A 1,823-nucleotide genomic window follows, 5' to 3' on the forward strand; every position below is an offset into this window, starting at 1 on the left:
TCCTCCCACTTTAAAGTAATGTTTTCTCCTGTTTTCTCGCTCATTCTTAGTTTTTCAACATTGACGTCTTAAGAGGTGCTGGTGGAAAATGTAGCCCACACAACGATTTTCGATAAGAGCGTAGGCGGGAACAAAGCTTAGGATCATCTTGATTCCAAAACTGTGGATATATGGATATGATCGCACAGTGGATCTCCACATTCTGCCCTTGGGGTTCACCCTCCCATGTCACGCTGGGTCTATGCCCTTACATTCCTTCGTTCTACCTCTCAAGGGGTGGAGGCCGATTCTCGCTCCTTTACGGGGTCATTGCCCTTATGGAAAATAGTTCGACGGCTTCTCCGGTGCTTCCGTTGTCATTGTTGTACATGTGAATAAGCGACAATTCAGGATTGTTCAAGCTTTTATTATTTAAGCAGCGCTTTGTAACTGAGCTTCTCGAATTGGTCCTAAAACATCATGAGCGTCATATTCTTTTTGCTTTGTCCCCAGTGTAAAAAGGACGCGAATCAGTTTTCCACACAAAGCAATAATCGACTGCTTCTTCTTCAATGGATTTTGACTCCGTGTCGTGTAAAGCTTGTGCAGCGATTTAAATTCTTTGTTATGGGCGACCATCGGTAACATGCAACGAAACAGCAAAGCCCTTAGACGAGAACGTCCTCGCTTACTGATCCCCGTTTTTCCCTTACGGTTGCCAGAGCTGTTCTCCGTGAGGCTGAGGCCCGCTAAGCGAATGATCTGCTGCCCATGATCATAGCCGTTTAGATCGCCAACCTCCGCAAGGAAACCGGCAATGGTGACAACCCCAATCCCTGGTACCGTGAGCATCTGAGCCGTCCCCGGAATTCGATCAAGGACGCGCATCACTTCGGCCATGATCGATTCGATTTGCTTAGAAAACAGATCGAATTGCTCCAACAAGGACGAAAGCTCGATGCGAGCGGCTGGCAGCCCTTCAGTAAGCCCGATTGACACTGTGGCTGCGGCGTAGAGCTTCTCCGCCCGTTTCATGCCCACTCCGCGTCCGATTTCCCTCTTCCAGTGCGTGAGAATGCCTCTGGCGCCTATAGAGACCATCTCCTCTGGCGTAGGAAAATGACGCATTGTCAGAAGTGACGCTTTGCCTTCCCAATTCTTGAATACCGTTGAGTACTCCGGGAAGTAACGGTCAAACCAGTTTCCGATCCGCGCCTTCACCTGATTCAAACTAACGACGACCTTCTCTCGAAGATTCATCAAGATGCGCAATTCTGCAAATTCCTTTGTCGGTAGATTCGGTTCTGAATACTTCCCGTTGCGAATCAAGTCCGCAATGACCTTCGCATCCTTGTAGTCGCTCTTGGTCGGCGAATTGTCCTCAAGCTCTTTCGTCTTGTGCACATGGTGCGGATTGACGACGACAACTTTGATGCCTTGCTCTTTCAGAAATGCAGCTAACGGAAACCAGTAGTGTCCAGTAGGTTCGATGCCAAACATGATTTCTGTTTTACCGTGAACCTGACTAAGCTCCTTCATCCACGTCGCCAGTTTCGTTAGCCCTTCCTGTTCGTTGTGGAACACGCAATCCTTACCGAGCTCAATTCCGCGGAAATCCACTGCGCGAGCTACATGAATCTTCTTAGCGATGTCCGCGCCAACAACTAGAGTTGATTCGGTAATTCGTGTAATTCGTTGATTCTGTTTTTGTTTCAGCTTATACTTCATGTAGAGCGTCCTCCTTCAATTAGGGCAGCGAATGACCACCATTCCGAGACCCAGCATACAGGAGGCGCTTTTTCTTTTCAAAGGGCAAATTACTTCATTACAGGAATGGCTCCTTT

At 48.2% G+C, this 1,823-nt stretch carries 1 protein-coding gene; it reads right to left on the reverse strand.

The features are described from left to right. Window positions 1-411 precede the first annotated feature (411 nt). The gene (locus tag PT964_RS26285) at window positions 412-1,707 is read right to left on the reverse strand and encodes an IS110 family RNA-guided transposase (protein ID WP_425262836.1); all 1,296 of its coding nucleotides are present in this window, start codon (window positions 1,705-1,707) and stop codon (window positions 412-414) included. Between the last annotated feature and the right edge of the window lie 116 nt (window positions 1,708-1,823).

This window comes from Paenibacillus thermotolerans, from assembly GCF_028745515.1.
In the GTDB taxonomy this organism is placed as follows: Bacteria; Bacillota; Bacilli; order Paenibacillales; family YIM-B00363; genus Paenibacillus_AE; species Paenibacillus_AE thermotolerans.